Genomic DNA, 24,264 nt, shown 5'->3' with positions numbered 1-24,264 from the left:
TGCCGTAACGCTTGCATGGCGCGTCCGATTGCGGGAAAGCCGCTGGCATGCACGCTGCCTATCCCGCGCTGCGCCTGCGCCGCACCCGCGCCGCCGGCTGGAGTCGCCGCCTCCACGCCGAGCATATCCTCACCCCTGCCGACCTGATCTGGCCGATGTTCGTAACCGACGGCGAGCAGGTAGAGGAGCCGATCGCGACGCTGCCGGGCGTGTCGCGCTGGTCGATCGACCTCGCGGTGGCGCGCGCCAGGGAGGCGCACGCCCTCGGCATTCCTTGCCTCGCGCTCTTCCCGAACACCCCGCGCGAGCGCCGCAGCGACGACGGGGCCGAGGCGCTCAATCCCGACAATCTTATCTGCCGCGCGACGCGCGCGATCAAGGATGCGGTGCCCGACATCGGCATCCTCACCGACGTCGCGCTGGATCCCTATACCGCGCACGGACATGACGGCCTGATCGACACGGCGGGCTATGTCCGCAACGACGACACGGTCGAGCTGCTGGTCGAGCAGAGCCTCAACCAGGCGCGCGCCGGCGCCGACATCATCGCGCCTAGCGACATGATGGACGGCCGCGTCGGCGCGATTCGCGCCGCGCTCGAGCGGGGCTCGCACGTCAACGTTCAGATCATGGCCTATGCCGCCAAATATGCTTCGGCCTATTACGGCCCGTTCCGCGACGCGGTCGGCACGCGCGGGCTGCTCAAGGGCGACAAGACCACCTACCAGATGGACCCGTCCAACCGCGAGGAGGCGCTGCGCGAGGTCGCGCTCGACCTCGCCGAGGGCGCGGATAGCGTGATGGTCAAGCCCGGCCTGCCGTATCTCGACATCGTCCGCGCGGTGAAGGACGCCTTCGCGGTGCCGGTCTTCGCCTATCAGGTGTCGGGCGAGTACGCGATGATCGAGGCGGCGGTCGCCGCGGGTGCGGCCGATCGCGACGCGATGGTCCTCGAGACGCTCCTGGCGTTCAAGCGCGCCGGCTGCGCGGGCGTGCTCACCTACCACGCGGTGCACGCGGCGCGGCTGCTCGGCGCGTGATCGTCACTGCGCGACTCATCCTCCGCCCGGCCGAGCCGCGCGATCGTGCCGCGCTCCACGCGATGTGGGCCGACGCGCGCGTGATGGCGGATCTCGGCCCGGTGAAGGATGAGGCCGCGAGCGACGCCGCGATCGCACGCCATGCCGGCTATCGCGCCGATCACGGGCTGGGGTTCGGCGCCGTCGAGCGCCGCGACTCAGCTGACCTGATCGGCTTCTGCGGGCTCAAGCCCGGCGCGCCGACGACGCCGATCCGCGGCGAGCTCGAGATCGGCTGGATGCTCGCGTACGCCGCCTGGGGTCAGGGCTATGCGCAGGAGGCCGCGGCGGCGTGGCTCGCCTGGGCGTGGTCGCACCGCACCGAGTCGCGCGTCGTCGCGATCACCGCGGCGACCAACACCGCGAGCCAGCGGCTGATGGCGCGGCTCGGCATGCACCGGCTCGCCGCGGGCGACTTCGACCATCCCGACTTCGCCGACGACGACCCGCGCCGCGCCACGGTGACCTACGCGATCGACCGGCCGCGATGATCGAGACCGAGCGGCTCACGCTGCGCGGTTGGCGCGCCGACGACGTCGAGTCCTTCCACGCGATCGCGCAGGACGCCGAGGTGATGCGCCACATCGGCCCGCCCGAGACGCGGCGCGAGAGCCGCCGCGCGTGGCGGCGCATGGCGGCGGCGCAGGCGCGTTACGGCCATTGCTTCTGGGCAGTCGAGCGACGTGCCGACCGCACCTTTATTGGCCTGTGCGGGCTGTTGCCGCTGCCGCGTCCGGTAGCCGGCGAGGTCGAGATCGGCTGGCGGCTCGGCCGCGCGCACTGGGGCAGGGGCTATGCGCATGAGGCTGCCTCCGCCTGCCTCGAATGGGCGTGGGAGCATCTCGACGTGCCGACGATCGCGGCGGTGACCGTGCCCGGCAACACGCGTAGCCGGCTGCTCATGGAACGGCTCGGCATGACGCGCGTGATCGGCGGCGATTTCGACCATCCCGAACTTGCGGCGGGTGATCCGCTGCGGCGGCATCTGCTCTATCGTATCGCCCGGCCGACGCGTGGCTGAGCCCCGGTCGCGACACGGCGGCGTGGCGCCGCTGTTCGTCGCGACCATGCTGACGGGCTCGTTCCTGCTGTTCCTGGTACAGCCCATGATCGCGCGGCTGGCGCTGCCGCGGCTCGGCGGCGCGCCGGCGGTGTGGAACTCGGCGATGCTGGTCTACCAGGCGCTGTTGCTCGGCGGTTACGGCTACGCGCATCTGATCAGCCGGCTCGCGCCGCGGCGGCAGCGCGCGATCCACCTCGCGCTGCTGCTCGCCGCCGGTGCCTTCCTGCCGATCGGACTGAGCGACCGCGCGTTGCCGTCCGATGCCGAGCCGGCCTTGTGGGTGCCGTACCTGTTCGCGCTCTCGATCGGGCCGCTGTTCTTCGCGGTCTCGTCGCAGGCGCCGCTGATGCAGCGCTGGTATGAGCTGGCGCGCTCGGGCACCGACCCTTATCCGCTCTACGCCGCCTCCAACCTCGGCAGCTTCGCCGGGCTGATCGCCTTCCCGCTGCTGGTCGAGCCGCTGCTGTCGGTAACGCAACAGCGCTGGCTGTGGAGCGGCGGCTATCTGCTGCTGGTCGTGCTGGTGCTGATGTGCGCGACGCGACTGCCGCCGCGCGCCACGTCCGCCGCCGATGTCGCGCCGAGCGCGCCACCGCCACCGCGGTCGCGCGTGCTGCTCTGGGTGGTGCTCGGCCTGGTACCCTCGGGCATGATGCTGGCGACCTCGACCTTCATCAGCACCGACCTGGTGGCGATGCCGCTGCTGTGGGTGATCCCACTCGCGCTCTACCTTCTCAGCTTCTCGATCGCCTTCGCGGCGCGGCGCTGGCCGGCGGACTCGCTGACGCGCGCGGCGCCGGTGACGATCCTGCTGTTCGGCGGCATCATGATGGGCGGCTTCGCCGACAGGGCGACCGCGAGCACGCTGATGGCGCTGCTGCTGCTGTTCATGATCTCGGTCGCGCTGCACACGCGGCTGTACCGGCTGCGTCCCGAGCCGGCGCGGCTGACCGGCTTCTATCTCGCCATGTCGGTCGGCGGCGCGCTGGGCGGAGTCTTCGCCGGGCTGGTGGCGCCGACCCTGTTCGACTGGACTTGGGAATATCCCATCCTGATCCTGGCGGCGGGCGCACTGGTGCCGCAGACCCCGCTCGTCGCAGGGCTGCGCGTGCTCTGGGCGGGGCGTCGGGTACGCTGGGTCGCCGTCGCGGCGATCGCACTCGCGCTGGCGGTGGTGGCGGGCCTGTTCGCACACGAGGCGGGCGGGTTGCGCACGGTGCGCCACACCGGCGCGACCTTCGCGGTGGTCGCCGCCGTCGGCCTGCTGACGCTCGGCGCGCGCGCGCCCTATCTGATGGTACTGGCGAGCGCGCTGCTGCTGTTCGGCGGCTTCCGCTCGCTGTCGCTGTCGCTCGAGCCGGGGGCGCGGCTGCGCAGCTATTTCGGCGTCTACACGTTGGTGGAGGAGCCGCGCCGGCGCACCCTGGTGCATGGGACGACGCTGCACGGCGTCCAACTCACCGGCACCGCCGCGCGCGAGCGCACGCCGACGAGCTATTATACCCCCGCTACCGGGATCGGCCGCGCGATGCGCGCCGCGCCGATGCTGTTCGGAGACAGGGCGCGGATCGGCGTGGTCGGGCTCGGAACCGGGACGCTCGCCTGCTACGCACGGCCGGGCCAGCGCTGGCGCTTCTACGAGATCGACCCCGCCATGGCCGAGCTCAGCCGCACGCACCGCTTCACCTTCCTCGCCGATTGTGCGCCGGACGCGGCGATTGAGCTGGGGGACGCGCGCGTGTCGCTGGAACGTGCCGCGACCGGCAGCCTCGACCTGCTCGCGCTCGACGCTTTCTCCTCCGACGCGGTGCCGATGCACCTGCTGACGCGCGAGGCGTTCGCGGTGTACGCCCGCGTGCTCGCGCACAATGGCGTGCTGGCGGTGCATATCTCCAACCGCTTCATCGATCTCGGCCCCGTGGTCGCGGCGGCGGCGCACGCCGGGGGGTGGCACGCGCTGATCCTCAACCATGTCCCGTCCGACGAGGAGGAAGAGGGCACGCCCTCGTCCTGGATCGTGCTGACGCGCGACCCCTGGACGCAGGCGCTGCTGGCGGGCGACGACGGCGACTGGCACGTGCTGCGCCGGCGCCCGGGCTTCGCGCCCTGGACCGACGATTACGCGACGATCCTGCCGCTGCTACGGTTCTGAGCGTACGAGGCTTCGCGGACGTGGAAGGAAGACCGCCATTCCTCGTGCCTGGTAGATCACGTGAACATCACGCTCCGCACCTCGGTCAGCCGCTCGGCAGCGACCCGGCGAGCGCGTCGATGCGGCGGGTCTGGGTCGCGGCGGTGTCGCGCGCCGCGTCCAGCGCCTGCTCGAGCGCGGGGTAAGCCGCTTGCAGCGCCTGCGCGCGTGCCGCGGCGAGTTCCTCGAGCTGGTTGAGCGAATCGGCATGGGCTGAGCGAAGCGAGTCGAGCTCGGCGATCGCGGTCTGCGCGTCGAGCCATCGCTCGCTGCCGGCGGCCGCGCCGCGTGCCGCGGACGCTCGTGTGGCGGCGCGCTCGGCCGCGGCGTCGAAGTCGCGCGCCGCGGTAGCACGCGCCGTCGCGATCGCGGCGAGCCGCGCGTCGAGCGCCGGGTCGGCGGCGATCGGGGCGGGAGGCGGCGTGGCGGGTTCCTCGAAGCCCAGCTTCTCGACCGGCCGCGGCGCGAGCGAGGGATAGCCGCTCATATCGGCGCTGCAGCCCGCCAGCGACAGCAATGCGGCGCCGATCAGCGGGACGGTAGCGAGCGGCGACGGAGCGCGCGGGGAGCGTGGCATGCGATCTGCGTAGAGGCGCGAAAAACTTACCGCAACGCTCTTGCGCCCCCGCGCGGTGGCGTCTAACAGCGCCGCTCCATTGCGCGCCCGTAGCTCAGCTGGATAGAGCATCAGACTACGAATCTGAGGGTCGGACGTTCGAATCGTTCCGGGCGCGCCAATGGGTACCCACCGCGAGGTGGGCAGACGGCCGGCATCATGCCATGCCGCGATGCGCCCGTAGCTCAGCTGGATAGAGCATCAGACTACGAATCTGAGGGTCGGACGTTCGAATCGTTCCGGGCGCGCCATCGTTCACTGCCGCAAGGCGCGCGGGAGCCGGGTCAGCGATGGCCCGGCTCCGCCGCCTTCGGGGACGCCGGCGTCAGGCGCCGCTGATTTTCTGGCCGCTGTTGTCAGACTCGGCCGCATCCTTCTTCTTCGTCGCCGCTTTCTTGGCGCCCGTCCCGGTACCGCCACCGCGTTCGGTGCCGAGGCTGCCGCGCGCCCCGTCGCTGCCCTTGGCGGTCACCGCTCCGGGATTCCCGCCGGCACCTTTCTGTGCCATGATCCGTCTCCTCGCTTAGGTCGCGACAAGAACGTCGACACCGATGGAGCAGTGTCGCGCGAATACAGTGGCTTGGGTGGGCAATCTCGATCGAGCCTCAGTATGGCGATGCGATCGGATCAGGTGGCGGAGAGGGTGGGATTCGAACCCACGGTGAGCGTGAACCCACGGCGGTTTTCAAGACCGCTGCCTTAAACCACTCGGCCACCTCTCCGCAGGCGACCCGCTTAAGCGCGACGCCGCGGCGAGTGCAAGGATTCGCTCGATTTGCGGTTCCGCGCGCCGACGCGCTGTGCCAGAACGCCCCGACCATGACAGCGGTCGCAACGCTCGCCCGCGGCATCGCCGCCACGCTCCTCCTGCTCGCCGCGCCCGCCTCCTCGGCGCAAGGCGTCGTGCCATCCGCGGTGGACGCCGAGGCGTCGGGCTTCCAGACCTATCTGGCGCAGGTCCGCGCGCGCGCCGTCGCCGCTGGGGTGCGCCCGGTTACGGCAGACAGCGCGCTCGCCGGGCTCACCTTCAACCCGCGCGTCGTCGCGCTCGACCAGCAGCAGCCCGAGGCGCGCCCGAACGCGCCGGTCCCGCTGTTCGCGCCCTATCGCGCCGCGCACGTCGACACCGCGCGAATCTCGCGCGGGCGCGCCGCGTACACCGCCAACCGCGCCAAGCTGGCGCGCGTCGAGGCGGAGACCGGCGTGCCCGAGCAGATCATGGTGGCGATCTGGGGGCACGAGACCAACTACGGCTCCTACACCGGCAATTTCGACCTGCTGCGCAGCCTCGCGAGCCTCGCCTATGAGGGGCGTCGCCGCCCGTTGTTCGAGGGCGAGCTGATCGCCGCGCTCAAGATGATCGATCGCGGCGTGCCGCGCTCGCAGCTGGTCGGCAGCTGGGCGGGCGCGATGGGCAACCCGCAGTTCCTGCCCTCGGTCTACCTGCGCCTCGCGCGCGACGGCGACGGCGACGGGCGGATCGACATCTGGAACTCCTCGGCCGACACGCTCGCCTCGATCGGTAATTACTTCACCCAGGCGGGCTGGCGCGCGGGCGAGCCGTGGGGCGTCGCGGTCAGCGTTCCCGCGAGCTTCTCGCGCGCGAGCGTCGCCAATCGCCTGATGTCGCCGCGCTGCCCGCGCGTGTTCGAGCGGCACAGCGGCTGGCGCAGCATGGCGGAGTGGCGCGCGCTCGGTCTGGCACCGCTCGACGGGCGCTGGCCCGGCGACCGGGTGCAGGCGGTGCTGATCGAACCCGACGGCCCCGGCGCGCCCGCTTACCTGCTGACGAGCAACTATCGCGTCATCCTCGACTATAATTGCTCCAACTTCTACGCGCTGTCGGTGGGCTTGCTCGCCGACGCGATCGCGCGCTAGGGCGCGAGCCTCGACGCGCATTCACGCAATGTCCCCCGCCTGCCATCGAACCGGATTCCGCCCCATGACCAAGCTGCTGACCGTCCTCGCGCTGCCCGCCGCCGTCCTCGCGGTCGCCTATCCCGCCATGGCGGCGGCGCCGCAGTTCGACACGCCCGCGCCGGTCGCCTTCATGGAGGACCTGTCCTCGGGCGCGATCCTCTACGCCAAGGACGCCGATCGCCGCATGCCGCCCGCGTCGATGGCGAAGATGATGACGGTCTACACCATCTTCCAGATGATCAAGTCGGGCGACGTCAAGCTGTCGACCGAATATGAAGTGCGCCCCGAGACGTGGCAGCGCTGGCACGGCCCCGCGGCGGGCTCGACCATGTTCCTCTCGGTCGGCGAGCGTGTGTCCGTGGCGAACCTGCTGTACGGCATCGTCACCTTGTCCGGGAACGACGCCTGCGTCGTGATCGCCGAGGGTGCCTCGGGCACCGAGCAGGCCTTCACCGAGCGGATGAACGAGAACGCGCAGAAGCTCGGGCTGACCAACAGCCATTTCGGCACGTCGAACGGCTGGCCCGACGGCGGCGTCACCTATGTCACCGCGCGCGACCTCGCCAAGCTCGCCGCCGCGACGATCACCGAGTTCCCGCAGCTCTACAAGCAGTTCTACTCGCGCCGCGATTTCACCTGGGGCAAGACCATGGGCGCGGGCGCCGCGATCACCCAGGCCAACCGCGACCCGCTGCTGGGCCGCGTCGCCGGCGCCGACGGGCTCAAGACCGGCCATACCGAGGAGGCCGGTTATGGCTTCACCGGCTCGGCCGAGCAGAACGGGCGCCGGCTGGTGATGGTGCTCGCCGGGCTGACCAGCTTCAACCAGCGCGCGCAGGAGTCGGTACGCTTCATGGAATGGGGCTTCCGCGCGTGGCAGGCGCGCCCGGTGGTGAAGGCGGGCAAGACCGTCGGCACCGCGGCGGTGCAGCTGGGCAACTCGAGCGAGGTCGAGCTGGTCGCGCCTAAGGCACTGGCGGTGACGGTCCCATCGGGCACGCGCCCGCAGCTGTCGGGCAAGATCGTCTATGACGGGCCGGTCAAGGCGCCGATCAAGCAGGGCGCGCACATCGCCGATCTCGTCGTCTCCGCGCCGGGCCTGCCCGAGCAGCGCATGCCGCTGGTGGCGGCGCGCGACGTCGGCGAGGCGGGCTTCTTCGGGCGCGCCATGGCGGGCCTGCGCGGCCTGTTCTGATGCCGCGGGGGCGCTTCCTCAGCCTGGAGGGCGGGGAAGGGGCCGGCAAGTCGACCCAGGCACGCGCGCTCGCCGCGGCGCTGCGCGAGCGCGGCGTCGAGGCGGTCGTCACGCGCGAACCCGGCGGCAGTGCGGGCGCCGAGGCGATCCGGGCGCTGCTCCTCGAGGGCGAGCCGAAGCGATGGAGCGCGCGCGCCGAGACGCTGTTGTTCGCCGCCGCACGCGCGGATCATGTCGAGAAGGTGATCCGGCCCGCGCTGGACGCAGGCCGCTGGGTGATCTGCGACCGTTTCGTCGACTCGACGCGCGCCTATCAGGGCGTGGCAGGCGGCATCGACGACGCGGCCGTGCTGGCGCTTCACGCCTTCGGCAGCGAGGGTCTGCGGCCGGACCGTACGTTCCTGCTGACGCTGCCGCTCGCACTCGGCGCCGAGCGCACAACGCTTCGCGACCGCGGGGCGAGCGACCGGTTCGCGGCGCGCGGGCCTGACTTTCACGCCGCGGTAGCCGCGGCCTTCGAACGCTTCGCCGCTGCCGAGTTCGAGCGCTTTCGCCGCATCGATGCTGCCCAGCCACCCGAGGCGGTGACCGCCGCGATGCTCGCCGAGCTGGCGGACTGGTTGCCGTGACCGACCTGCGCGGCCATCGTGCCGCGGTCGACGCCTTCACCGCCGCGCTGCGCGGCGGCAACGTCCACCACGCCTGGCTGCTCGCCGGGCCCGAGGGCGTCGGCAAGGCCACCTTCGCGCGTGCCGCGGCGGCGCGGCTGCTCGCCGAGGCGATGACTCCGGGTCAGATCGACCCCGGCCTCGCGGTACCGCCGAACCATCGTGCCGCCACCTTGCTCGCGGCCGGCTCGCATCCCGATTATCGCGAGCTGCGCCGCCTAGCCAAGAAGGACAAGGATGACGAGCTGGCGCGCTCGATCACGGTCGACCAGGTGCGCGCGCTCGGCCCGTTCCTCGGCACGATGCCCTCGCTCTCGCCGCGCCGTGCGATCGTGATCGACGCCGCCGACGATCTCGAGCGCCCGGGCGCCTCCAACGCCTTGCTCAAGAGCCTGGAGGAGCCGCCCGCGGGCACGGTGTTCCTGCTCGTCAGCCACGCGCCCGGTCGGCTGCTCGCGACGATCCGCTCGCGCTGCCGCGTGCTGCGGTTCGAGCCGCTCGGCGACGACGACATGGCGGCGGTGCTGCGCGGCGCGCTCCCAGACGCCGAGCCGGACGAGATCGCGTCACTCGTCGGCGCCGGCGAGGGCTCGCCCGGTCGCGCGCTCGGCTATGCCGGGCTCGATCTCGGCGCGATCGAGCAGGCGCTGGCGGGCATCGCGCGCGACGGCGACCCGACGCTGACGCGCCGCGGCGCGCTGGCCAAGTCGCTCGCGCTCAAGGCGGCGCAGCCGCGCTACGAGGCCTTTCTCGACCGTGTGCCGACAATGATCGCGCGCGCCGCGGCGACGCGCGTCGGCACCGACCTGCGGGCCGCGCTGGACGCCTATGACGAGGCGCGCTCGGTCGCCGCGGCGGCGCGCGCGCTGTCGCTCGATCAGCAGGGCAGCGTCTACGAGCTCGCCGGCATCGTCGCGCGGCTGGCATCGCGCGAGGGAGAGCGTTAGGAGGCGGCCATGGGCCATCCCTTCTACATTACCACCGCGATCAGCTATCCCAACGGCCGTCCGCACATCGGCCATGCCTATGAGGCGATCGCGGCCGACGCGATCGCACGCTTCCAGCGCCAGGCCGGGCGCGACGTCCGCTTCCAGACCGGCACCGACGAGCACGGGCTCAAGATGGTGCAGACGGCGCGCGACCGCGGCGTCGAGGTGCGCGCGCTGGCGGACGAGATGTCTGGTTACTTCAAGGCGATGTGCGACAGACTTGCGATCAGCTACGATCGTTTCATCCGCACCACCGACGCGGATCACCACCGTGCCAGCCAGGCGATCTGGCAGGCGATGGGGGACGCCGGCGACCTCTACCTCGACCGCTACGAGGGCTGGTATTCGGTCCGCGACGAGGCCTTCTACGACGAGAAGGAGCTGACCGAGGGGGAGGGGGGCGCCAAGCTCTCGCCCCAGGGCACGCCGGTGACCTGGACCGCGGAGGAGACGTGGTTCTTTCGCCTGTCGAAGTACCAGCAGCCGCTGATCGACTTCTACGCGGCGAATCCCGACTTCATCCGCCCCGAGGCGCGCCGCAACGAGATCATGCGCTTCGTCGAGGGCGGGCTGTCGGACCTGTCGGTGTCGCGCACGAGCTTCGACTGGGGCGTGGCGGTGCCGGGCAGCCCGGGGCACGTCATGTACGTCTGGGTCGACGCGCTGACCAACTATCTCACCGGCGCTGGCTATCCCGACGGCGAGCTGCGCTACTGGCCGGCCGACCTGCACCTGATTGGCAAGGACATCGTGCGCTTCCACGCGGTCTACTGGCCCGCCTTCCTGATGTCGGCCGGGATTGCGCTGCCGAAGACCGTGTTCGGCCACGGCTTCCTGCTCCACCGCGGCGAGAAGATGTCGAAGAGCCTCGGCAACGTGGTCGATCCGCTCGATCTCGCCGAGGCGTTCGGGGTCGACGGGCTGCGCTACTTCCTGCTGCGCGAGGTCAGCTTCGGGCAGGACGGCAGCTACTCGGCCGAGGCAATCGTGACGCGAGTCAACGCCGAGCTCGCCAACGCCTTCGGCAATCTGGCGCAGCGGACGCTGTCGTTCATCGCCAAGAACCTTGGCGGCGCCTTCCCGGACGCGGGCCGCGCCGAGGACGCCGACGCGCAGCTGATCGAGGAAGTGGTCGTGGCCTGCGCCGGGCTGCGCGCCGGCTTCACCGACCTGCTGCTCAGCCAAGGCGTGGAGGCTTGGCTGCGCGGCGTGTTCGCGTGCAACCAATATATCGACGCGCAGGCGCCCTGGTCGCTGCGCAAGACCGATCCCGAGCGGATGCACGCGGTGCTGCGGACACTGGTGCGCGCGATCCGCATGCTCGGAATCGCGATCCTGCCGGTGGTGCCCGAGGGCGCGGGCAGGGTGCTCGACCAGCTCGGTGCCGACGAGCGCGACCATGAAGCAATCGACGACGACGGCTGGTACCAGCGCCGCGTCGACGCCGGCGCGACGATCGCGCCGCCGACGCCGGCCTTCCCGCGGCTGGAGCTGCCCGCCGAGACGGAGCCCGCCTGATGCTCGCCGACAGCCACTGCCACCTCAACTATGAGGGCGTATTCGAGCAGCAGGCCGCGGTGCTCGAGCGCGCGCGCGCGCGCGGCGTCACCGCGATGCTCAACATCGCCACGCGCGAGCGCGAGTGGGACGCGGTGCTCGCCACCGCCGAGCGCGAGCCCGACGTCTGGGCCAGCGTCGGCATCCACCCGCACGAGGCGGATCAGCACCCGCATGTCGACACCGCCAAGCTGGTGGAGCGCGCGCGCCACGCGCGCGTGGTCGGCATCGGCGAGAGCGGGCTCGACTATCACTACGATCACTCCGACCGCCAGCGGCAGCAGGCGAGCTTTCGCGCACATATCGCCGCCGCGCGCGAGAGCGGCACGCCGATCATCGTGCACACGCGCGACGCCGAGGAGGACACCGCCGCGATCCTGCGCGAGGAGATGGAGCAGGGGGCCTTTACCGGCGTGATCCACTGCTTCACGGCGAGCGACAGCTTCGCCGATCAAGCGCTTGAGATTGGAATGTTTATCTCGATCTCCGGCATTGTCACCTTCCGCAACGCCGAGGCGTTGCGCGCGACCGCAGCACGGATCCCGCGCGAGCGGCTGTTGATCGAGACCGACGCGCCGTTCCTCGCGCCCATACCCCATCGCGGCAAGACCGGCGAACCCGGTTTCGTCGCTGACACCGCCGCCTTCCTGGCCCAGCTTCGCGGCGAGGAAGTCGAGGAATTTCAGCGCTATACCGCCGAGAACTTCCACTCGCTCTTCAGCAAGACGCGGCCCGCGTGAGGGTTCGCATTCTCGGCTCCGGCACGTCGTCGGGGGTGCCACGGATCGGCGGCGACTGGGGGGACTGCGATCCGACCGAGCCACGCAATCGCCGCACACGCTCCTCGCTGCTCGTCGAGCATGACGGCGTGCGGATCCTCGTCGACACCAGTCCCGACATGCGCGAGCAGCTGCTCACCGCCGGGATCGGGCAGGTCGACGCGGTAATCTGGACGCATCAGCACGCCGATCACGTCTTCGGCATCGACGACCTGCGCCAGGTCTATCACGCGCTCGGCCATCCCGTGCCGGGCTATGCGCGCGCGAGCTGCGCGGCGGCGCTGCGCCAGCAGTTCGCCTATGTGTTCAAGGGTGCCGGCGGCTATCCGCCCACCGTGGATCTCTCACTGCTGCCCGATCGACTCAGCGTTGGCGGCCTGACGATCGAGGTGGTCGACCAGCCGCACGGCTCGATCAGCTCGGCCGGGCTACGCTTCAGCGCGGCCGGCTGCTCGGTCGGCTACGCCACCGACATCAGCGGCATGACCGGGCCGATGCGCGAGCTGTACCGCGGTGTCGACGTCTGGATCGTCGACGCGCTGCGCCGCCGGCCGCATCCGACCCATCCGGATCTCGCCACCGTGCTCGGCTGGGTCGAGGAGCTGCGGCCGGCACGGACGGTGCTGGTCCATATGGACCAGTCGATGGACTATGGCAGTTTGCGCGCCCAGCTGCCGCGCGGTGTCGAGCCCGGCTACGACGGCTGGGAGGTCACGGCGTGAGCGAGCGTGTGGGTACCGCACTGATCCTGCTGCTCGTGCTGGTGCTGCCGTTATCCGCGCTGGTTGCCCGACGTATGCCGAGACAGACGATGCTACGCTATGCGCTGGCTTGGAGTGGGGTCTTCATCGCACTACTTGTGATCGTTGCGCTCTTTACATAATACATATTATCACTTTTAGGTTCTCACGATCGATCGGGTGTGGGCAATCTTTCCTAACGGATATTAGCGTCGCCCCGCGCGCTATCGGCTGCGCAACCAGCATGAGGCTGACATGGACGCCGCCGCGGTCTTCACCACGCTCGATCTCGAGCTCAAGCCCGATCCCGCTCGCACGGTGATCCGGCCGTTCAGCTTCGACTATCCGGAGGCGTTCGCCGCAGGAAAGCCCAGCCGCGCGCGCGCCGTGGCGGCGCGGCTGATGGCGCTCGACGAGCCGATGCGCCAGCGCATGCTGCGGCTGCTGCACGAGGCGATGCGGCCGCGCCACCGCCGCGTCGACCAGGTCTTCCTGCGCCGCTTCGACGAGGTGCGCGAGGCGATCGGCATCCCGGTCGCGGCCGAGTGCGATCGGCTGCTCATCGGCGCCTATTTCAGTCAGGAATATGCTTTCGAGAGCGCGGCGCTGTTCAACCCGTCGATCGTCGCCGTGCCCGACCAGGATCCGAGCGACGATCGTCTCTCCTTCCTGCTCTCGCTGCGCGGCGTCGGCGAGGGGCATATCTCCTCGGTGACCTTCCGCTCGGGCAACTGGGACGGCGGCACCCAGCTCACCGTCGACCCGCCGAGCACCCAGGGCGTACCGCCGCGCATCGAGCGCGACGACGACGCCGGCTGGGTGCGGCTGCGCTCCGATGACAGCGAGGACATCTCCGAGACGGTCATCTTCCCGATCCTGCCGAGCCAGCGCAGCGGCGTCGAGGACCTGCGGCTGGTCCGCTTCACCGACCATGACGGCACGCAGAGCGTCATCGGCACCTACACCGCGTTCGACGGCCGCGTCGCCCGCGCCGAGTTGCTGCGCGGCATCGACGTGCGCACCTATGAGATGCGCCCGCTCACCGGCGCGATGGCGGGCTACAAGGGCATGGCGCTGTTCCCAAGGCGGATCGGCAACGACTTCGTCATGCTCGGCCGTCAGGACAATGAGAATATCTGGCTGCTCCGCTCCGACGACCTGCATCATTGGGAGCGCGGCGAGATCATCATGCGCCCGGAGTATCCGTGGGAGTTCGTCCAGATCGGCAACTGTGGCTCGCCGATCGAGCTCGACGAGGGCTGGCTGGTGTTCACCCACGGCGTCGGGCTGGTGCGCGGCTATTGCGTCGGCGCCTGCCTGCTCGACCGCGATGACCCGAGCAAGGTGCTGGCGCGCACGCCCTCCCCGCTGCTTTTCCCCAGCGCCGAGCAACGTGGCGGCTATGTACCGAACGTGACCTACAGCTGCGGCGCGCTGCTGCACCGCCGCCGCATCCTGCTGCCCTATGCGATCGGCGACGAGCATACCGCCTTCGCCACCGGCAGCGTCGATGACCTGCTGAGCGTGATGCGCTGAGAACATTGCCCCTGCCTCACCGCTATGCTTCATCAGGGATTGTTTCCCAGGGAGAAAAGCGATGTGGGTGGGCCACGGAAGCACGCTGCTTGGCGGCTTCCTCTTCATAATCGCGAGCGTGAGCGGAGCGGCGGTGCAGGCGCGCCAGACAACGACCGCGGACGCGCCTGAGCGCGCCGCCGATGCGCGCGACAAGATGATCTGCAAGCGGTTCGTTCGGACCGGCTCGCTGGTCGCCGGCTATCGCACGTGCAAGACCAAGTGGGAGTGGGAGCGCGAACGCGAGAACCTGCGGCAGCAATCCATCAGTGACTCGTGTCGTGACCGCGCCAACGGTGGTGCCTTGTGCAGCTGAGACGATCCGCCCTTGCGCTCCTCCTCGCGTCGCTGATCGCCGCGCCGGCGGCATCGCAGGATCCGGCACCGGAGCGGCCGCCGCATTATGACCATATCCCGCTGTGGCCGAACGGCGCGCCGGGTGTGGGGCGCCGCCGCGGCGAGGCCGAGGTCGCGCGCGACTATTGGGTGCGCAACATACACGACCCGTCGCTGATCCCCTTCCCCGCTCCCGCCGGCAAGCGCAACGGCGCCGCCATCGTGGTCCTGCCGGGCGGCGGGCACAAGCTGCTGGTCTGGACCAACGAGGGCACCAAAGTGGCGACCGCGCTCAACCGCGCCGGCATGACCGCCTTCGTGCTGAAATATCGGCTCGCGAACGAGCCCGGCTCGGCCTACACGGTCGAGGGCGACGCCGCCGACGACGCTCGCCGCGCGATCCGCTGGGTGCGCGCGCACGCCGCCGAATACGGCATCGACCCGACGCGCGTCGGCATGATGGGCTTCTCCGCGGGTGGCGAGCTTGTCACCCAGGTCGCCGATCATCCCGAGCCAGCGGGACGACCACGGACCGACGCGATCGACTCGCTCTCCGCCCGGCCCGACTTCCAGGTGCTCGTCTTTCCCGGTCCGCGCGGCGTGCCGGCGCCGGCGCCGGCGATCGCGGCCGCGCCGCCGGCCTTCCTCGTCGCCGGCAGCCGCGACGAGTGCTGCGCCGCGCCCACGGTCGCCCTGTACGAGCAACTGCGCCGCGCCGGCGTCTCGGCCGAGCTGCACATGTATGCGGACAGCGGCCACGCCTTCAATCTCGACGAGTCCGAGCGGCTCTCGATCCTGCACTGGCCCGATCGGTTGTACGACTGGCTCGCCGACGGCGGCTGGCTCTCGCCGCGACCGGCCAAACGCTGAGCGGCGTTGCGTCGCACCGCGCCGCCGCTACGCTGGGCGCGAAGGGGAATTCACATGCGCTACCTGCTTGCCGCGACCGCGCTGTCGCTCGTCGCCACGCCCGCGCTCGCCGCGCCCGATGATGCCGCGGCGATCGGCGCCGACTATGACAAGACACTCGGCGCGATGTGGGACGACTTCCACCGCAATCCCGAGCTGTCGTTCAAGGAAGTGCGCACCGCGGCCAAGATGGCGGCGGCGCTGCGCGCGGTCGCGGGAATGCAGGTGACCGAGAAGGTCGGCGGCACCGGCGTGGTCGGCGTGCTGCGCAACGGGGCCGGGCCGGTGGTGCTGGTCCGCGCCGACATGGACGGGCTGCCGGTCGAGGAGAAGTCGGGGCTGCCGAACGCCAGCAAAGCGCGCCAGGTCGGCGTCGACGGCGTCGAGGCGCCGGTGATGCACGCCTGCGGGCACGACACGCATATCGTCGGCCTGCTCGCCACCGCGCGTCGGCTCGCCGCGCTCAAGGACCGCTGGGCGGGCACGATCGTCTTCATCGTCCAGCCCGCCGAGGAGCGCGTCGGCGGCGCCGCGGCGATGCTGCGTGACGGGCTCTACACCCGCTTCCCCAAGCCGCAATATGCGCTGGCCTATCACTCCAACTCGGAGGGCCTGGCCGGCACCGTCTCGGCGTCGGAGGACATCCAGTACAGCTCGTCCGACAGCGTCGACATCACTGTTCCCGGGATCGGCGCGCACGGCGCCAGCCCGCACACCGGCAAGGACCCGGTCTATATGGCGAGCCAGCTCGTCATCGCCTTGCAGGGGCTGATCAGCCGCGAGCGCCAGCCGCTCCGCCCCGGCGTGATCACCGTCGGCAGCTTTCACGCCGGGCTCAAGCACAACATCATCTCGGACGAGGCCAAGCTGCAGGTCACCGTCCGCGCCAACGACGAGGCCACGCGCAAGCAGCTGCTGGCCGGGATCGAGCGGGTCGCGCGGGGTATCGGCGAGCTCAACGGCATGCCGGCCGACAAGATGCCGGTGGTGAAGGTCATTGAGGGAACGCCGACGACGATCAACGACGCCGCGCTGGCGCGCCGGCTCAACGGCGTGATGGCGGCGACGCTCGGCCCCGACAAGGTGATCCCGTTCCAGCAGAAGGGCATGGGCGCGGAGGATTTCGCCGCCTTCGTCCAGCCCGAGCTCGGCGTGAAAGGCTACTACTTCGCTGTCGGGGGGACGCAACAGGCGGCGTTCGACGCCGCCGCCAACGGCGGACCGCCGGTGCCGTCGCATCACTCGCCCTTGTTCAAGGTCGACCCGCGCGCGGTGGTGACCACCGGCGCCACCGCGATGACGGCAGCGGTGCTCGAGCTGCTCAAGCCGGGCCAGCCGAGCGCGGGCTGAATGGATCGCGGGCTCCTGCGGACGCGGGAGCCCGGCCGAGCTCGCCGCGGCGCCAATGGCTCCGGCCTGCCGCGAGCGGGCAAGCACGTTAGAGGACCGGCGAGGAGAGGATGATGCGTTTTTCCCTGGCAGCGCTCGTCTCGGTGGCCGGGCTGATGCCGGTCGCGGCGATGGCACAGGCGACGATGAACCATGTCGCGATCAACGTCACCGATCAGGCGCGCAGCGTCGCTTATTACAAGGAGGCGTTCGGGCTGAGCGAGATACCGGCCGCGCTCGACGCCGCGCCGGGCGGTCCGCGTTGGATGCGGCTGGGCAACGGCGTCGAGCTGCATATCCAGGCGATCAAGGTGCCGTTCACCCCACCCCCGCGGATCATCCACTTCGCGCTGAAGGTGAAGGACCTTGATCCCGTGATCGCCTATCTGAAGAAGACGGGCCGCACGTGGACCGACTATGCCGGCAAGGAGGGCGAGATCAAGCGCACGCGCACCGACGGCGTCCGCCAGATCTTCACCCAGGACCCGGACGGCTATTGGATCGAGGTCAACGATGCCGCCGACGGCCCGCCGCGCTGACGCTGGCCCTGCGCACCGCGCGCTGCTAGCGCGTCCGCATGAGCGAGCAGCGAACGAGCGCCGAGATCGATCGGTTGGTGGCGATCATGGCGCGCCTGCGCGGCCCGGGCGGCTGTGAGTGGGACCGCGCACAGACCTTCGCGACGATCGCGCCCTACACGATTGAGGAGGCCTATGAGGTCGCCGAGGCGATCGAGCGCGGCGCGATCGACGAGCTGCGCGACGAACTCGGCGACCTGCTGCTGCAAGTGGTCTTCCACAGCCGCATCGCCGAGGAGGATGGCGCCTTCGCGCTGGCCGATGTCGCCGCCGCGATCAGCGACAAGATGGAGCGCCGCCACCCGCATATCTTCGGCGACCGGGCCGAGGGCGGCCACCATCTCTGGGAAGAGGTCAAGGCGGCCGAGCGCGCGGACAAGGGCGCGGCCGGGGCACTCGACGGCGTCGCGGTGGCACTGCCCGCGCTCATCCGCGCCGAGAAATTGCAGAAGCGGGCGGCACGCACTGGCTTCGACTGGCCTGACGCAAGCGGATCGCGCGCCAAGGTCGACGAGGAGCTCGCCGAGGTAGCGGCGGCGCGCGATCAGGCCGAGCGCGTTGAGGAGATCGGCGACCTGCTGTTCGCGGTTGTGAACTGGGCGCGGCATCTCGGGGTCGACCCGGAGCAGGCGCTGCGCGCGGCCAACGCCAAGTTCGAGCGCCGCTTCCGCACGATCGAGGCGGCAGGCGGCGCGGGCTTCGCGGCATTGCCGCTGGAGGAGAAAGAGGCGCTGTGGCAGCGAGCGAAGGCGGGGTAAGAGGCAGGACAGTGCTTGGAGACGAGGCTTCGCTAGGCTCAGCCTCTCCTCAGCGCGAATGGTTACACCCGTTCCCTTTACGCGGCACCGTTGGTGCTGAGGAGGCGCTGAGCTTGTCGAAGTGCCGTCTCGAAGCACGGCCGCGCAGCGAACCCCTCACCCCTGCCGCGACAGGAAACGCTCATGCACCGCGGGCGCCATCCGCACCTCGTAGCGCACGCGGTCGCCCTCGACATGCTGGTCGAGCACCTCGCCGTTGGCGTGGAGCCATGCCGCTCCCGCACCGTCACCTGCGTCGAGCGCGATGGCGTAGCGCTGGTGGCCCTGGGTGAGCAGGTCGGCGACGTGGCGGATCAGTTCCTCCACCCCCTCCCCGGTCAGCGCCGACAAGGCCACCACGTCGTCCCGTCGCGCCGCCTCGTCGAGCAGCTCGGTGCGCGCCTCGCCGTGGAGCAGGTCAAGCTTGTTCCATGCCTCGATCCGCGGGGTCGTCTCGCTCACGCCGACATCGGCGAGCACGCCCTCCACGTCCGCTTTCTGCGCCGCGGTGTCGGGGTGCGCGACATCCCGCACATGGATCAGCAGGTCGGCCGAGACCACCTCCTCCAGCGTCGCCTTGAACGCCGCGACCAATTGGGTCGGCAGCTCCGAGACGAAGCCCACCGTGTCCGAGAGGATCGCCTTGTCGATGCCGGGCAGGCTGATCTGGCGCAACGTCGGGTCGAGCGTGGCGAAGAGCAGGTCCTCCGCCATCACGTGCGCGCCGGTGAGCCGGTTAAACAGCGTCGACTTGCCCGCGTTGGTGTAGCCGACCAAAGCGATCACGGGCCAGGGCGCGCGCTGGCGCCGCTCGCGGTGAAGTCCGCGCGTCCGGGTCACCTGCTCCAACTCGCGTCGAAGCCGTGCCATCCGATCGCGGATCAGGCGGCGATCGGCCTCGATCTGGGTCTCGCCCGGGCCGCCGAGGAAGCCGAAGCCGCCGCGCTGGCGCTCAAGGTGGGTCCAGCTGCGCACCAGCCGCCCCGACTGATAATCGAGGTGCGCGAGCTCGACCTGGAGCCGGCCTTCGGCGGTCGCGGCGCGCTCGCCGAAGATCTCGAGGATCAGCCCGGTGCGGTCGATCACCTTGGTCTCGAGCGCGGTCTCGAGGTTGCGCTGCTGGATCGGGGTGAGGCTGCCGTCGACCACGACCAGCCCCGCCTCCTCCATCCGCGCGCGCGCGGCGAGCTCCTCGATCTGGCCGGCGCCCATCAGCGTCGCCGCGCGCGGGGTGCGGATGCGCAGCGCGACCCGGTCGGCGACGACCACGCCGATCGCCTCGGCGAGCCCGGCGGTCTCCTCCAGCCGCGCCTCGGCGTCGCGCGACGAGCCGCCCAGGTCGGGATAGACCACGATCGCCCGCGCCCCGCGGGAGAATTCGTCGCGATCGCGCTCGAAGCCGCCGCTCATGCGCGCTTCCTCACTCGTCCTCGCCCGCGGCCTGCTCCTCGGCCAGGTTGAGCGGGCGCGACGGCTGGATCGTCGAGACCGCGTGCTTGTAGACGAGCTGCGACATGCCGTCGCGCTGGAGCAGCATGCAGAACAGGTCGAAGCCCGCGATCGCGCCCTGCAGCATCACGCCGTTGACGAGGAACATCGTCACCGGGTCCTCCGACTTGCGTACCGCGGAGAGGAAGATGTCCTGCAACAGCTGCTTCTTGCCGCTCTCGCCGAGCTGGCCGACGATGCCGGCCACGTCAATCGGGCCGGCGGGCATGATGGTGGAGATGGCGTGCTTGTAGATCAGCTGCGACTGGCCGTCGCGCCGCAGCAGCACCGAGAAATTGTCGAACCAGGTGACGATGCCCTGGAGCTTGACCCCCTTGACGAGGAACATCGTGACGGGGGTCTTGGACTTGCGCAGCGCGTTGAGGAACAGGTCCTGGAGCGAGGTCTGCTTGTCGGCCATTGAAGGGTCCTTGTTCTTGGCGGGAGGTTCCCCGCGAGGTGCGCCGTTGCCGGCGTCGGACGTATCGCGCTGTAAGCGGCGGGCGTAAAATAGGGTTCCGGCAAGGGCGCGTCTAGGTGGAGTGACGACGCGCGCCAGTCTTGCTCCCGTTCGCGCTGAGGAGGCGCTGAGCGGAGTCGAAGTGCCGTCTCGAAGTGCAGCCACATCCGCCGTGGCGGTGCTTCGAGACGAGGCTTCGACGAGCTCAGCCTTCCCTCAGCAAGAACGGCTCGGGCTGAGTTGAGGCCGTGACTACCTATTCCTCCCGCGTCTCGGTAATCCCCAGCAGCTTCAGCTTGCGATGCAGCGCCGAACGCTCCATCCCGATGAAGCTCGCCGTGCGCGAGATATTGCCTGAGAAGCGCCGGATCTGAACGCGCAGATACTCGCGCTCGAAGGTCTCGCGCGCCTCGCGCAGCGGTGCCCCCATGATCGCGGTCGCGCCCGGGCCGGCGTCATGGCCGCCGAGCACCTCGGCGGGGAGCAGGTCGAGGTCGATGCGGCCGATCCGATCGCCGGGGGCGAGGATGATGGTGCGTTCCACCACGTTGCGCAGCTCGCGCACGTTGCCGGGCCAGTCGTAGGACTGGAGCGCCACGAGCGCGTCTGTGGCGATCTCGGGGACGGGCACGCGGCGCTCGGCGGCATAATGCGCGACGAAATGCTCTACCAGCGCGGGAATGTCCTCGCGCCGCTCGGCCAGGGGTGGGATCGTCACCGGCACCACGTTGAGGCGATAATAAAGGTCCTCGCGGAAGCGGCCCTCGGCGATCTCCAGCGAGAGGTCGCGCGCGGTGGCGGAGACGACGCGGACGTCGACCTTGACCACGCGCGTGCCGCCGACGCGGGTGAAGCTCTGGTCGGTCAGCACGCGCAGGATGCGCGCCTGGGTCGCCTGCGGCATGTCCGCGATCTCGTCGAGGAACAGCGTCCCGCCGTGCGCCTGTTCGAGCAGCCCGGTTCGGACGAGGTCGCCCCCCTCCTCCACCCCGAACAATTCCTCCTCGACCCGGTCGGGGCTCATGCCCGCGGTGCTGACGATGACGAAATTGGCGTGAGCGCGCTGGCTCCAGCCGTGTAGCAGCCGCGCCGCCACCTCCTTGCCCACCCCCGCGGGACCGACGATCAGCACACGGCTGCCGGTCCCGGCCACGCGCTTGAGCGTGGCGCGCACCGCGTTGACCGCGGTGGAGCTGCCGGTGAGGTCGGTGCCGCGCCCGGACGCTGCGCGCAGGCTCGCCACCTCGGCGCGCAGCCGCTCGGTCTCGGTCGCGCGCTCGACCATCAGCAGCAATCGCTCGGCCTGGAACGGCTTCTCGATGAAGTCGGCGGCGCCCTTGCGGATCGCCGCGACTGCCGTGTCGAGCGTGCCGTGGCCCGAGATCACCAGCACCGGGATCGAGGGATCGCGCCGCTTGATCTCCTCGAGCAGGTCGAGCCCATCGAGCCGCGAGCCCTGCAGCCACACGTCGAGCAGCACAAGGCTGGGGCGGCGCGTCGCGATCGCCTCCAGCGCGGCGTCGCTGTCGCCCGCCATGCGGGTCTCATAGCCCTCGTCCTCGAGCACGCCGGCCACGAGTTCGCGGATGTCGAGTTCGTCGTCCACGACGAGGATGTCGATCGCCATAGCTGTCTAGATCCGATTCCTGGTCAAAGCGGCGATCGTGCGATCGTCGTCGGTGGAGCCCGCGCCGGGCGGAAGGGAGTCCTCGGCGGCGAGCGGGGCCAGCAGCGCCGCGTCGAACGACAAGGTCACCACGGTGCCGCCGCCGGCACGGTCGGCGAAGGTCATTGTGCCAAAATGCTCCTCCACGATCTTCTTGACGATCGCGAGCCCCAGCCCGGTGCCGCGCGCGCGCGTCGTCATGTAGGGCTCGACGATGCGGTCGCGCTCGAGCGGCAGGCCGACGCCGGTGTCCGCCACCTCGATCACGACGCGGCCCTCACCCTCTCGCAACGTCATCGTCACCGCGCCCTCGCTGACGTCGGCGGCCTCGACCGCCTCGACCGCGTTCTTGACGATATTGGTGAGCGCCTGGCCGATCTGGCGCCGGTCGCACACCAACGTCGGCGCGGGCTCGTCGTGATCGAGCACGAAGCGGATGCCGGGATGCGCGACCTCGTGGAGGAACATCGTCTGGCGCGCGATGTCGACCAGCGCTTCCTCGCGGAACACGGGCTTGGGCATGCGCGCGAACGAGGAGAATTCATCGACCATGCGGCGCAGGTCGCCGACCTGACGGACGATCGTGTCGGTCAGCCGCGCGAAGGTGGTGTCGCCCGCCTCGATCTTGCTCCCGTAGCGGCGCTGCAGGCGCTCGGCCGCGAGCTGGATCGGGGTGAGCGGGTTCTTGATCTCGTGCGCGATGCGGCGCGCCACGTCGGCCCAGGCGGCGCGGCGCTGGTCGGTCAGCTGCTGGGTGATGTCGTCGAAGGTGATGATCGGCCCGGTGCCGTCGCGCGCGATCCGCGCCGCGAAGGTGCGCATCTCGCCCTGGACATTGTGCTGGACGTTGGACTCGCGCGCGCCCTGGTCGAGCATCGCGTCGAGCTCGGGCGCCACCGCGCGCAGCACGCGGCCGACCGGTGGCGCGTCGAGCCCCAGCAAAGTCTGCGCCGAGCTGTTGACCAGCCGGATCGTGCGATCCTGCGAGTCGATCGAGATCACCCCCGCCGACACGCCCGACATCACTGCCTCGATCAGCGCGCGGCGGTTCTCCAGCTGGGTGTTGGCGGTCACCAGCGCGGTGTTCTGCGTCTCGAGCCGCGCCGTCATGCTGTTGAAGGCGTTGGCGAGCGTGCCGACCTCGTCGCGCGCGGGCGTCTCGGGCACGCGCGCCGCGAGATCGCCGCCCTCGACGCGGCGCGCGGCGTCGACCAGCTCGCCGACCGGGCGGACCAGCCGGTCCGCCACCGCCAGCGCGATCCACACCGCGACGCCGACGATCAGTAGCGAGACGATCAGCAGCGCGGCGTTGAACTGGAGCTGGAGCGAGCGCGCGCGCGCGATCAGCTGGCGATAGTCGGCGAGCACCGCGCCGCCGCGGTTGAGCTGGTTGGCGAGCTGCGGGTCGAAGACGCGCGCCGAGTAGAGATAGGTGTGCGGCTGGTAGTCGAGCCGCGTCAGCACGCCGACGCGGTCGCCCGAGCGCACCACCACCGAAGCGGCGCCGCCCTCGATCTGGTCGATCATCGGCGCGGTGACGACCCGCTCGAGCTGACGGTCATACGGGTTGACCAGCGCGCGGGTGCGCAGCTCGCCGTCCTGCCCGCGCTGGACAATCAGCGCCTCGGACAGGTTGCGGAGGTACAGCTGGTAAGCCAGTCCCGCGGCGAAGCGCTTGCTCTCGATCGGGTCGGCGCGGAGATAGTCGGCGAGGTCGCCCGCCATCGTCATCGTCTCGCGGCCGACGCGGTCCGACTCGTTCCGGTAGCTCTCCTGCGCCACCGAGGCGGCGTTCTCGAACATGCCGCGGGCGCGGTCCGAGTACCAGAACTGGACACCATACTGGAAAAGCAGCGACGCGAAGATCGTCACCAGCAGCGCGGGCACCGCCGCGACCAACGAGAAGAGCAGCACCAGCCGGACATGCAGCCGCCCCTCCCCGCCGACCGGCGAGCGGGCGGCGCGATTGAGCGCGATCCGCCGCCCCAGCAGGATCATCAGCGCGATCCCGGCGACCAGGTTGGCGACGAGCAGCAGCGCGACCACCGGCGGCTCGATCAGCGCGGCGGTGCCGCCCTCGCTGCGCACCGAAAAATAGCTGCCGACGCCGATCGCGACCGCCACCGCGAGCACCGCTAGCTCCAGCGCCGGCGTCACCGTCGGCCGCCGGCGGGCGGACGACGTGGTAGAAGAGGAGGGAGTGACTCCCGCGATCATCGCTCCCCCGCTACAACATCGGTGTTGCACAGAGAACACATATTTCGGAAAC

Annotated in this window: 24 protein-coding genes and 3 tRNA genes; 20 read left to right on the top strand and 7 right to left on the bottom strand. The window is 70.4% G+C overall.

The window, feature by feature from the left end; translation table 11 throughout:
* Window positions 1–47 precede the first annotated feature (47 nt).
* Genes hemB through FHY02_RS03315 form a run of 4 tightly spaced genes read left to right on the top strand, consistent with a single transcriptional unit; the run spans window position 48 to window position 4,294 of the window.
* Entirely contained in the window at window positions 48–1,040 is a 993-nt protein-coding gene (gene hemB, locus FHY02_RS03330; RefSeq protein WP_183920417.1) for a porphobilinogen synthase, read from the top strand.
* Window positions 1,037–1,570 (top strand): GNAT family N-acetyltransferase, encoded by a 534-nt coding sequence (locus tag FHY02_RS03325; protein ID WP_183920414.1) that lies wholly within the window; start codon window positions 1,037–1,039, stop codon window positions 1,568–1,570. Before hemB ends, FHY02_RS03325 begins: the two co-directional genes overlap by 4 nt.
* A complete protein-coding gene (locus tag FHY02_RS03320; protein ID WP_183920412.1) occupies window positions 1,567–2,100 on the top strand; it encodes a GNAT family N-acetyltransferase in 534 nt (177 codons plus the stop codon). The genes FHY02_RS03325 and FHY02_RS03320 overlap by 4 nt, the downstream gene beginning before the upstream one ends.
* Window positions 2,101–2,146: 46 nt before the next feature.
* The gene (locus tag FHY02_RS03315) at window positions 2,147–4,294 is read left to right on the top strand and encodes a fused MFS/spermidine synthase (RefSeq protein WP_183921411.1); all 2,148 of its coding nucleotides are present in this window, start codon (window positions 2,147–2,149) and stop codon (window positions 4,292–4,294) included.
* 85 nt (window positions 4,295–4,379) lie between these two features.
* Here FHY02_RS03315 and FHY02_RS03310 read toward each other — a convergent pair whose 3' ends face one another.
* Complete coding sequence (locus tag FHY02_RS03310) at window positions 4,380–4,910, bottom strand: hypothetical protein (protein ID WP_183920410.1); 531 nt, start codon at window positions 4,908–4,910, stop codon at window positions 4,380–4,382.
* A gap of 83 nt (window positions 4,911–4,993) precedes the next feature.
* Here FHY02_RS03310 and FHY02_RS03305 point away from each other — a divergent pair.
* Window positions 4,994–5,070, top strand: a tRNA-Arg gene (locus FHY02_RS03305).
* A 53-nt stretch (window positions 5,071–5,123) separates the two neighbouring features.
* Window positions 5,124–5,200: transfer RNA gene (locus FHY02_RS03300), tRNA-Arg, on the top strand.
* Window positions 5,201–5,274: 74 nt separating this feature from the next.
* Here FHY02_RS03300 and FHY02_RS03295 read toward each other — a convergent pair.
* Both FHY02_RS03295 and FHY02_RS03290 read right to left on the bottom strand, forming a co-directional pair.
* Entirely contained in the window at window positions 5,275–5,457 is a 183-nt protein-coding gene (locus tag FHY02_RS03295) for a hypothetical protein (RefSeq protein WP_183920408.1), read from the bottom strand.
* A 124-nt stretch (window positions 5,458–5,581) separates the two neighbouring features.
* Window positions 5,582–5,671: transfer RNA gene (locus FHY02_RS03290), tRNA-Ser, on the bottom strand.
* Window positions 5,672–5,768: 97 nt separating this feature from the next.
* Between FHY02_RS03290 and FHY02_RS03285 the strand changes: the two genes are divergently transcribed.
* The 14 genes from FHY02_RS03285 to mazG all read left to right on the top strand — a co-directional run bounded on the left by FHY02_RS03285 (window position 5,769) and on the right by mazG (window position 18,342).
* Window positions 5,769–6,827: a lytic transglycosylase domain-containing protein gene (locus FHY02_RS03285; RefSeq protein WP_183920406.1), complete on the top strand. Its 1,059-nt coding sequence runs from the start codon at window positions 5,769–5,771 to the stop codon at window positions 6,825–6,827.
* A gap of 64 nt (window positions 6,828–6,891) precedes the next feature.
* Complete coding sequence (locus FHY02_RS03280; RefSeq protein WP_183920404.1) at window positions 6,892–8,064, top strand: D-alanyl-D-alanine carboxypeptidase family protein; 1,173 nt, start codon at window positions 6,892–6,894, stop codon at window positions 8,062–8,064.
* A complete protein-coding gene (gene tmk, locus FHY02_RS03275) occupies window positions 8,064–8,693 on the top strand; it encodes a dTMP kinase (RefSeq protein ID WP_183920402.1) in 630 nt (209 codons plus the stop codon). Before FHY02_RS03280 ends, tmk begins: the two co-directional genes overlap by 1 nt.
* On the top strand, window positions 8,690–9,679 hold the full coding sequence (locus tag FHY02_RS03270) for a DNA polymerase III subunit delta' (protein WP_183920400.1): 990 nt from the start codon (window positions 8,690–8,692) through the stop codon (window positions 9,677–9,679). Before tmk ends, FHY02_RS03270 begins: the two co-directional genes overlap by 4 nt.
* Before the next feature lie 9 nt (window positions 9,680–9,688).
* Window positions 9,689–11,239 (top strand): methionine--tRNA ligase, encoded by a 1,551-nt coding sequence (metG, locus tag FHY02_RS03265; RefSeq protein WP_183920398.1) that lies wholly within the window; start codon window positions 9,689–9,691, stop codon window positions 11,237–11,239.
* The gene (locus FHY02_RS03260; protein ID WP_183920396.1) at window positions 11,239–12,018 is read left to right on the top strand and encodes a TatD family hydrolase; all 780 of its coding nucleotides are present in this window, start codon (window positions 11,239–11,241) and stop codon (window positions 12,016–12,018) included. Before metG ends, FHY02_RS03260 begins: the two co-directional genes overlap by 1 nt.
* Window positions 12,015–12,779, top strand: a complete 765-nt coding sequence (locus FHY02_RS03255) for an MBL fold metallo-hydrolase (protein WP_183920394.1) — start codon at window positions 12,015–12,017, stop codon at window positions 12,777–12,779. The genes FHY02_RS03260 and FHY02_RS03255 overlap by 4 nt, the downstream gene beginning before the upstream one ends.
* Window positions 12,776–12,940 carry a hypothetical protein gene (locus FHY02_RS03250; protein ID WP_183920392.1) on the top strand — a complete coding sequence of 55 codons (165 nt, stop codon included), beginning with the start codon at window positions 12,776–12,778 and terminating at the stop codon, window positions 12,938–12,940. Before FHY02_RS03255 ends, FHY02_RS03250 begins: the two co-directional genes overlap by 4 nt.
* 112 nt (window positions 12,941–13,052) lie before the next feature.
* Entirely contained in the window at window positions 13,053–14,333 is a 1,281-nt protein-coding gene (locus FHY02_RS03245) for a glycoside hydrolase family 130 protein (RefSeq protein ID WP_183920390.1), read from the top strand.
* A gap of 61 nt (window positions 14,334–14,394) precedes the next feature.
* Window positions 14,395–14,688 (top strand): hypothetical protein, encoded by a 294-nt coding sequence (locus FHY02_RS03240; RefSeq protein ID WP_183920387.1) that lies wholly within the window; start codon window positions 14,395–14,397, stop codon window positions 14,686–14,688.
* On the top strand, window positions 14,679–15,578 hold the full coding sequence (locus FHY02_RS03235; RefSeq protein ID WP_311722444.1) for an alpha/beta hydrolase: 900 nt from the start codon (window positions 14,679–14,681) through the stop codon (window positions 15,576–15,578). The genes FHY02_RS03240 and FHY02_RS03235 overlap by 10 nt, the downstream gene beginning before the upstream one ends.
* Window positions 15,579–15,632: 54 nt before the next feature.
* Window positions 15,633–16,967 carry an amidohydrolase gene (locus FHY02_RS03230; protein ID WP_183920385.1) on the top strand — a complete coding sequence of 445 codons (1,335 nt, stop codon included), beginning with the start codon at window positions 15,633–15,635 and terminating at the stop codon, window positions 16,965–16,967.
* Window positions 16,968–17,080: 113 nt separating this feature from the next.
* A complete protein-coding gene (locus FHY02_RS03225; RefSeq protein ID WP_183920383.1) occupies window positions 17,081–17,545 on the top strand; it encodes a VOC family protein in 465 nt (154 codons plus the stop codon).
* Between the two features lie 38 nt (window positions 17,546–17,583).
* A complete protein-coding gene (gene mazG / locus FHY02_RS03220; protein ID WP_183920381.1) occupies window positions 17,584–18,342 on the top strand; it encodes a nucleoside triphosphate pyrophosphohydrolase in 759 nt (252 codons plus the stop codon).
* Window positions 18,343–18,498: 156 nt separating this feature from the next.
* Here the strand turns inward: mazG and hflX are convergent, their stop codons facing one another.
* The 4 genes from hflX to FHY02_RS03200 all read right to left on the bottom strand — a co-directional run bounded on the left by hflX (window position 18,499) and on the right by FHY02_RS03200 (window position 24,212).
* Window positions 18,499–19,791: a GTPase HflX gene (gene hflX / locus FHY02_RS03215; protein WP_183920379.1), complete on the bottom strand. Its 1,293-nt coding sequence runs from the start codon at window positions 19,789–19,791 to the stop codon at window positions 18,499–18,501.
* A gap of 10 nt (window positions 19,792–19,801) precedes the next feature.
* The gene (hfq, locus tag FHY02_RS03210; RefSeq protein ID WP_311722441.1) at window positions 19,802–20,494 is read right to left on the bottom strand and encodes an RNA chaperone Hfq; all 693 of its coding nucleotides are present in this window, start codon (window positions 20,492–20,494) and stop codon (window positions 19,802–19,804) included.
* 91 nt (window positions 20,495–20,585) lie between these two features.
* Entirely contained in the window at window positions 20,586–21,956 is a 1,371-nt protein-coding gene (locus FHY02_RS03205) for a sigma-54 dependent transcriptional regulator (protein WP_183920375.1), read from the bottom strand.
* A gap of 6 nt (window positions 21,957–21,962) precedes the next feature.
* Window positions 21,963–24,212 (bottom strand): ATP-binding protein, encoded by a 2,250-nt coding sequence (locus FHY02_RS03200; RefSeq protein ID WP_183920373.1) that lies wholly within the window; start codon window positions 24,210–24,212, stop codon window positions 21,963–21,965.
* Between the last annotated feature and the right edge of the window lie 52 nt (window positions 24,213–24,264).

The organism is Sphingomonas sp. BK069 (assembly GCF_014193405.1).
Taxonomy (GTDB): domain Bacteria; phylum Pseudomonadota; class Alphaproteobacteria; order Sphingomonadales; family Sphingomonadaceae; genus Sphingomonas.
This window is presented reverse-complemented; position numbering and strand designations above follow the sequence as displayed.

Coding starts and splice junctions, on each gene's coding strand:
- FHY02_RS03285 (WP_183920406.1), top strand. CDS start 5,769: ATGACAGCGGTCGCAACGCTCGCCCGCGGCATCGCCGCCACGCTCCTC.
- FHY02_RS03225 (WP_183920383.1), top strand. CDS start 17,081: ATGCGTTTTTCCCTGGCAGCGCTCGTCTCGGTGGCCGGGCTGATGCCG.
- FHY02_RS03310 (WP_183920410.1), bottom strand. CDS start 4,910: ATGCCACGCTCCCCGCGCGCTCCGTCGCCGCTCGCTACCGTCCCGCTG.
- FHY02_RS03245 (WP_183920390.1), top strand. CDS start 13,053: ATGGACGCCGCCGCGGTCTTCACCACGCTCGATCTCGAGCTCAAGCCC.
- mazG (WP_183920381.1), top strand. CDS start 17,584: ATGAGCGAGCAGCGAACGAGCGCCGAGATCGATCGGTTGGTGGCGATC.
- FHY02_RS03205 (WP_183920375.1), bottom strand. CDS start 21,956: ATGGCGATCGACATCCTCGTCGTGGACGACGAACTCGACATCCGCGAA.
- FHY02_RS03295 (WP_183920408.1), bottom strand. CDS start 5,457: ATGGCACAGAAAGGTGCCGGCGGGAATCCCGGAGCGGTGACCGCCAAG.
- hflX (WP_183920379.1), bottom strand. CDS start 19,791: ATGAGCGGCGGCTTCGAGCGCGATCGCGACGAATTCTCCCGCGGGGCG.
- FHY02_RS03240 (WP_183920387.1), top strand. CDS start 14,395: ATGTGGGTGGGCCACGGAAGCACGCTGCTTGGCGGCTTCCTCTTCATA.
- FHY02_RS03315 (WP_183921411.1), top strand. CDS start 2,147: ATGCTGACGGGCTCGTTCCTGCTGTTCCTGGTACAGCCCATGATCGCG.
- FHY02_RS03320 (WP_183920412.1), top strand. CDS start 1,567: ATGATCGAGACCGAGCGGCTCACGCTGCGCGGTTGGCGCGCCGACGAC.
- tmk (WP_183920402.1), top strand. CDS start 8,064: ATGCCGCGGGGGCGCTTCCTCAGCCTGGAGGGCGGGGAAGGGGCCGGC.
- metG (WP_183920398.1), top strand. CDS start 9,689: ATGGGCCATCCCTTCTACATTACCACCGCGATCAGCTATCCCAACGGC.
- FHY02_RS03280 (WP_183920404.1), top strand. CDS start 6,892: ATGACCAAGCTGCTGACCGTCCTCGCGCTGCCCGCCGCCGTCCTCGCG.
- FHY02_RS03230 (WP_183920385.1), top strand. CDS start 15,633: ATGCGCTACCTGCTTGCCGCGACCGCGCTGTCGCTCGTCGCCACGCCC.
- hemB (WP_183920417.1), top strand. CDS start 48: ATGCACGCTGCCTATCCCGCGCTGCGCCTGCGCCGCACCCGCGCCGCC.
- FHY02_RS03260 (WP_183920396.1), top strand. CDS start 11,239: ATGCTCGCCGACAGCCACTGCCACCTCAACTATGAGGGCGTATTCGAG.
- FHY02_RS03200 (WP_183920373.1), bottom strand. CDS start 24,212: ATGATCGCGGGAGTCACTCCCTCCTCTTCTACCACGTCGTCCGCCCGC.